The organism is Siccirubricoccus deserti, assembly GCF_014283215.1.
Lineage (GTDB): Bacteria > Pseudomonadota > Alphaproteobacteria > Acetobacterales > Acetobacteraceae > Siccirubricoccus > Siccirubricoccus deserti.
Window position 1 is genome coordinate 1 of record NZ_JACOMF010000123.1, and the last position, 6246, is coordinate 6246.

The 6246-nt window shown below is 69.0% G+C and carries 6 protein-coding genes and 3 pseudogenes; 6 read left to right on the forward strand and 3 right to left on the reverse strand.

What is annotated here, in order from left to right; genetic code table 11:
- From H7965_RS28240 to H7965_RS28255, 4 genes are all read left to right on the forward strand, one after another.
- Positions 1–418: integrase core domain-containing protein (locus H7965_RS28240; RefSeq protein WP_186773160.1), on the forward strand; the 418-nt coding region annotated here is incomplete at its 5' end.
- Between the two features lie 639 nt (positions 419–1057).
- The gene (locus tag H7965_RS28245; RefSeq protein WP_222440871.1) at positions 1058–1447 is read left to right on the forward strand and encodes a DUF3489 domain-containing protein; all 390 of its coding nucleotides are present in this window, start codon (positions 1058–1060) and stop codon (positions 1445–1447) included.
- Complete coding sequence (locus tag H7965_RS28250; protein WP_186773859.1) at positions 1447–1794, forward strand: recombinase family protein; 348 nt, start codon at positions 1447–1449, stop codon at positions 1792–1794. Before H7965_RS28245 ends, H7965_RS28250 begins: the two co-directional genes overlap by 1 nt.
- Positions 1794–2144 (forward strand): recombinase family protein, encoded by a 351-nt coding sequence (locus H7965_RS28255; protein ID WP_186773860.1) that lies wholly within the window; start codon positions 1794–1796, stop codon positions 2142–2144. The genes H7965_RS28250 and H7965_RS28255 overlap by 1 nt, the downstream gene beginning before the upstream one ends.
- Positions 2145–2421: 277 nt before the next feature.
- On the opposite strand, the gene H7965_RS28260 is transcribed toward H7965_RS28255, so the two are convergent.
- Positions 2422–4464, reverse strand: a complete 2043-nt coding sequence (locus H7965_RS28260; RefSeq protein ID WP_222440872.1) for an alkaline phosphatase family protein — start codon at positions 4462–4464, stop codon at positions 2422–2424.
- Positions 4465–4779: 315 nt separating this feature from the next.
- Here H7965_RS28260 and H7965_RS28265 point away from each other — a divergent pair, with 315 nt between their 5' ends.
- Entirely contained in the window at positions 4780–5055 is a 276-nt protein-coding gene (locus tag H7965_RS28265; protein ID WP_268239792.1) for a phosphatase PAP2 family protein, read from the forward strand.
- Between the two features lie 108 nt (positions 5056–5163).
- On the opposite strand, the pseudogene H7965_RS28270 reads toward H7965_RS28265, so the two are convergent.
- Positions 5164–5784: pseudogene (locus H7965_RS28270) on the reverse strand (IS630 family transposase); the annotation flags it as partial.
- A 154-nt stretch (positions 5785–5938) separates the two neighbouring features.
- On the opposite strand from H7965_RS28270, the pseudogene H7965_RS31475 reads away from it, so the two are divergent.
- Positions 5939–6121: pseudogene (locus H7965_RS31475) on the forward strand (ISNCY family transposase); the annotation flags it as partial.
- Positions 6122–6134: 13 nt separating this feature from the next.
- On the opposite strand, the pseudogene H7965_RS28280 reads toward H7965_RS31475, so the two are convergent.
- A pseudogene (locus tag H7965_RS28280) lies at positions 6135–6246 on the reverse strand (IS630 family transposase); the annotation flags it as partial.

The following is a 6246-nucleotide window of genomic DNA, read 5'->3' on the forward strand; positions in this document are numbered from 1 at the left end:
GGACTGGGCGACGCGGAAGGTGCTGGCCTGGCGGGTGTCGAACACCATGGAGGTGGAGTTCTGCCTCGAGGTGCTGGAGGAGGCCTTGGGGCGGTTCGGGCGACCGGGGATTTTCAATACCGACCAGGGCAGCCAGTTCACCTCGCCGCGGTTCACCGGCGTGCTGCAGCAGGCCGGAGTGCGCATCTCGATGGACGGCCGTGGCCGCTGGATGGACAATGTCTTCATCGAACGACTATGGCGCAGCCTGAAGTACGAGTGCGTCTACCTGCACGCCTTCGAGACCGGCTCGGAGTTGCGGGCCGGGTTGTCGAAGTGGATCGGCTACTACAATGCCGGACGCCCACATAGCGCGCTGGCCGGGCAGACCCCCAACGAGACCTATGGGGCGGACGAGATGGCCAAATTGGCGGCCTGACGACAACCAGGACCGAGCTTATCCAGGCCGCCAAACTGTCCGACCGATGGGGACCACTTCACAACAGACTGATATAGACCAAGCACCTTCTATGCATTCACCGCTTCACTAAGGTGCCGATCAGAGCGAAATGGTCGAGGCGCGGCAACAATCAGCGCGCAGCCCCCCGCGCAGTTCATCGGCGGGGCTTCGGCTCGTAGGACCCGGCTGATCGGGTTCTGCACCAAGAGCCCCGACGATGACCCTCTCCGACACCCAGCGGCAGATCCTTGCCGCCGCCGCCCAGCACGACGCCCGGCTTGCTACCGCGCCGAGCGGCTTACCGGCAGCTGCCCGCAACGCAGTGTTCCGCAGCATGATCAACCATGGCCTGCTTGCCGAGGCCGCGGCGCCGGCGGAGTACGTCGGCCTCGGCTGGCGGCAGGACGAAGCCGGCACCTGGATCGCGCTGCGGGTCACCGACGCTGGGCTCCAAGCCATCGGTGAGGACGCTGCGGAGGGTGGTTCCGAGCCTCTGGCCGAGACCATGCCCGCATTGGCCCGCAGCGAGTCACCAGCGGCAGCGACACCCAGCCCGGCTGTGACAGCGGCGGAGTTGCAGAAGCCGCTGGCGACCCCTCCACGGGCCAGCACGGGGCATTGGGCCGCCCAGGGCTCCGCGTCGCTGCCCAGGCCCTGCTCGCCGCCTGGGACGCGAACGACGGCCTGGGTCTCGCAGCGGCGATGGATGCCCTCCGCGCCGCGGTGCCGAGCCCCCGGCGCCCAGCGCAGGCGCGCACCACGGGGCCGCGCCAGGGCACCAAGCAGCAGGCGGTGCTGGCCCTGCTCCGCCGGCCTGAAGGTGCGACCGTCGCCCAGATCGCCGAGGCCACCGGCTGGGCAAATCACACCGTCCGAGGCTTCTTCGCGGGGCTGAAGAAGCGCCATGGCATCGTGGTCGAGGTGCTGGAGCGCGTCCGGCAGGTCGGACCCAACAAGCAGGGCGCCAAGGGCAGCTACACCGTCTACCGCATCGCCGAGGCCGGCTGATGCGACCGGTGCAGTACGGCGCCGCCCGGCTGGCGGTGGGGCTCTACCGGGTCTCCACCGCCGAGCAGGGCCAGAGCGGCCTCGGCCTGGAGGCGCAGCAGGCTAGCGTCCGCGCCTTCGCCACCGCGCAGGGCTGGACGCTGGTGGCCGAGCACAGCGACGTCGCGTCAGGCAAGGACGACGGCCGGCCGGGCTTCCAGGCGGCGCTGGCCCGCTGCCGGCAGTTCGGCGCGGTGCTGGTGGCGGCGCGGCTCGACCGGATCACCCGCCGGGCGCACACGTTGTCGCAGCTGCTGGAGGAGGGCTACGCAACCCGGGCGGCGGACATGCCCGGAGCCACGATCTGATGATGCGGATCTACGCCGCCATGGCGCAGAAGGAGCGCGAGCTGATCAGCGAGCGCACCAGGGCGGCGCTGGCGGCCGCCAAAGCGCGTGGAAAGACGCTGGGCGGCGACCAGGGCTACCGCCCCACCTGCGGCCCGGACGCCGCCGCGGCCGCCCTGACTCGCCAGCACGTGGCTGAGCGGGCGGCGCATCGGCTGGCCCTGGAGGTGCAGCGGCTGCAGACGGAGGGGATCATGGGCAAGGCAGCAATGGCCAGGGTACTGAACGAGAGGGGAGTACCGGTGCCGTCAGGCCGCGGCGCATGGACGCATACGACGGTGGCGAGGGTGCTGGCCCGGGCGGCGATCTAGCTGCTTCATTCCGGCCCCGGGTTTGTACGACATGCGGCTGCGGGCATCAGGTCCGCTCGGCACCCATGTCGGTCGTCGGCTGGGCACACCCGATTTCCTGAAAGCGGACCAAGCATACGCAGCCCTGACCCACCGAGAGGGCGAAAAGCGGTCCTCCCGGGCCATCGGGCCGACCTCTGCATTCGCGCAATCTCTAATGCGGTCAGGAGCACCGCTCTAACGGAGGCGACCACGTCCGGCGCGCGGCGGCTTCTTCAACAGGCTCGCGCGGCAAGTATCAGCCGGCGCCTAGCTGCTGCGGCTGCATCCGGACGCGGGCGCTTCGCCGCACGCCGGCCTGTTGCCTGGCGGCCTGGACGAGGGCGTGCACCTCCTTCAGGTAGTCCAGCGCCTCGCCCTGCGTGCGTAGCGCCCCGACGCGCGCCCTGATCGCATCGTGCTCGGCCGGCGGCGTCACCTCCAGATGCTGGGCGAGGCCCGAGCGGATGGTCCCGGCCATCAGGCCCGTCGGATCATCCTCCAGCTCCCTCTCCGGGTGCTTCGCCTCGGCCCGGTCGAAGGGCGTCTTCACCATGCGGGTGAGCGCCGCGCCGGCCGGATTCGGCAAGGTCATGGGAGCATCGGACCGCGGCGCATCCAGCGTCGAGAGCGGCTTCAGGTCCGAGGCAAAGGGCGAGCGCCCGATTTCCTTCAGCCCGAACAGCCGCGCCGCCGTGGCGACGATGGAGGAGTGCTCGTAGACACGGTGATCGATCAGGTTCCGCGGGACGAGCGGCGAGACGATGATGGCAGGCACGCGCGGGCCGAGCTGGTCGAAGGTGAAGCCGTATTTCCGCCCCCGCGATCCGGTCGGCCGCGTCGCTGGCGGCACCACATGGTCGTAGAAGCCGCCATGCTCGTCATAGGTGACGACCAGCATGCTGCTCTCCCAGAGCGGCGACCGGCGCAGCGCCTCGTAGGTCCGCTTGATGAGGAGTTCCCCCGCCCTGACGCTGCCGAGCGGGTGGTGCGAGTTGCCGCCTTCGTATTCGGAGAAGGCGTCGTAGCTCGGCTCGATGAAGGTATAGGCCGCGTCGTAGGAGGGCGAGGCGACATCCTCGGCGAAGTCGTCGTCGAAATCGTCGATGTCAAAGGTCCGGCTGACGCCCTTGAGCATGGCGACATTCGGGAAGCTGTCGCAGGCATAGATCCGCCATTTGTGGCCGCCCTCGCGCAGCCGGTCGAAGATCGTGCCCTGGCGGAAGGCGATGCCCGACCACGGCGTCGAGAAGGCCTCCGCATATTCCCGGTGCGACGGCGATTCGTCGAAGAAGCCGGCCGTGGCGGCGTGGACGAACCAGCGGTTCGGCTCCGTCGGCCCCGGCATGGAGCAGAACCAGCGGTCGCAGACGACGAATTCGCGCGCGAGCGCCGTCATCACCGGAAGCTGGTCCGGCGTGAAGCAGTGCATGGCGCCGTCCGGCGCCTCCGGGTGCGACCTAGCGTGCACCGAGACATAGCCCGAGTTGTTGATCGGCGGGTACGCGCCGCTGGCATAGCTCGTCCCCTCGCCGCAGAGCTGCTCCAGCACGCCCGGGAAGCCATGCGGCGGGTCGTGCGGGGCCCGGTCCGGCGCGCCGCGCAGCACGGGGTAGGTGACGCCCCCGTAGGCGTTCGACTCCGCGCCCGTCAGCCCGTCGATGGCGGTCGGCCGGCCCGTCACCGCATCGGTCCCGGTGATGCCCGAGAAGCCCAGCATGTGGTCGAAGGAGCGGTTCTCGAGCATCAGCACGAAGAGGTGCTTGATCTTCGACTTGCGATGGTCGCGCACGATCGGGTCGCCACCGCCACCGCCACCGGTGCCGGGGGGGTGCCGCGGCGGCTCGCCCCGGTGGTCGCGCACGATGGGGGTGTCCCCGGTGGGCAGCGGCGTCGTGCGCGGCGGGATCGGCGGCGACACCACGGCGATCGGACCGTTCGGAGACGCGCCGCTGGCCCGCCTCCGTTCCCAATGCCCGGATACGTACTGCCCGCCGCGCATCGCGCCGCGCGCCCAAATGAAGTTGTCGCGCTCTGTTCGGAAGACGCGCACATAGGATGTCCGCCTCTCAAAGCCGTACACCGAGAGATCGGGGCAGTCCTCGAGGAGATCGACCGAGGCGCCATAGCCGCTGAACTCGTTGGCGTGCTCGTAGAGGATCGCGCAGAAGCCCGGCGCCACACGCACCGAGACGGCGGTGTCGTTGAATCCGGCGGAGAAGCGCATATCGCCCTCCTCCAGAGGCACGCTCTCGCCCACGAATTGGGGATCGCTGAACAGCGTGACCGGAGCCTGCGTCATGCCCACCTCCCTCTTCCGCCTGCCGCCCTGGTGCGCTGCTGCGGGCACCTCTGCCACTGGGCATCCCGCGGATGCCGGGGCGGCACGGAGCAGAGTCCGCTGACCAGGGCCTGCGTGGCAATCTAATTTTTGGGCACAGATGCCGCCGGACGCTGCCGGCCGGTCAGTCGGCGGCGCCTGCAGTGTGGCGCATCTGCGAGTTGTCGCCGGACGGGCGCGTGAGCACCGCCTTGATGCGGACGCGCAGCGGGTGGCGCGCGCCTTTGCGCTGACGTCTGCGTCGCCTGCTGGGACGCGAAATACGCCTAATGGACGATCCGTCCCTTCCAATTGGACCCCGAACTCCGCGTTATCGTTCCGAACACAAACTATCCGAGCTGCCCGGCTGCGCACGCGTGCTACTCGTGCGCGGCGGCGACCGTGCTTGGCTACCTCTTCCCCGGCGACTCCGAGGCAGTGCTGGCGCTCGAGGTCGATGAGTCGCGCATATGGGCCGGCATTCATTACCGCAGCGACGTCGTGGCCTGGGCTGAGCTGGCCCGAGCAGTGGCCGGCAAGGTCATGGATCGGGCGCGGTCGGACGGATCCTGACGCGTGTGAACCGGCCGCTACGATTTGGTCAGGACGGGTAAGCGCCGGGCAAGGGTGAACTGCGGGGCCGTCCGCTTCTCGACACATCTCCGCTAGAGCAGAATCCGATCATTCAGGCTCATACCCTGCGGCGGTGAAGTAGCTTCGGCATTCGTCTGGGGGAAGCGTGGCAATGCGTCTCGAATGGCATCCCAGAGGTCATCGATGGTGCGGGCGGCGGCCTTGCGGAGGGTGGCCTTGAGCTTGGCGAAGGCATTCTCGATCGGGTTCAGGTCTGGCGAGTAGGGTGGCAGGTGGAGCAGCCTGGCGCCTGCGGCTTCGATGGCGGCGCGGACAGCGGGGCGGCGGTGTGCGGGCAGATTGTCCATGATCACGACATCGCTGAGCCGCAGGCTGGGGACCAGCACCTGTTCGACATAGGCGAGGAAGGCGACGCCAGTCATCGGCCCGTCGAGCACCATCGGTGCCGTCATACCCTCGAGCCGCAGCGCTCCGGTGAAGGTGGTGGTTTTCCAGTGCCCGTGCGGGATGGGTGATCTGCAGCGCTGGCCTCGCTTCGCTCGGCCACGCAGACGGGCCATCTTGGTCGAGGCGCCGTTCAAGGCAGCGCCTTGAACCGTCGATGAAGACCAGGTGCTCGGGGTCGAGATCAGGCTGAGCGTCGAACCAGGCTTGTCGTCGTGCGGCGACGTCGGGTCGCTCCTGCTCGCTGGCGTGCGCCGTTTTTTTCTAGGCTGGCAAAGCTTGCTGTCGTGGCGCGTTGAGGGGGGATCGGTGGTTCTCCTGGAGGCGCGTGATGGCACGGGTGTCGGCGCGGGCACGGCCGGAGCGGGAGCGGGTGCTGGTTCCCGGGCGGCAGGATTGCCCTGCTTGCGGCGGGCACATGCGACTGCGCTACGAGAACTGCCGTAGCCTTGTCACGCTGTCGGGGATGGTGCGCCTGAGGCTGCGGATCCGCCGCTGCGAGGCGCCGGATTGCCGGCGGTTTCGCGTGCCCTACCGGCCGGAGGCGGAGGGCGCGCTGGCACTGCCACAGCATGAGTTCGGCCTGGACGTCATCGCGCTAGGGCGGAATCCGATCATTCTGGTTCATAGCCTGCGGCGGTGAAGTAGTTTCGGCACTCTTCCGGGGTAAAGCGTGGCAGGGCGTCGCGGATGGCATCCCAGAGCCCGTCGATGGTCCGCGCGGCG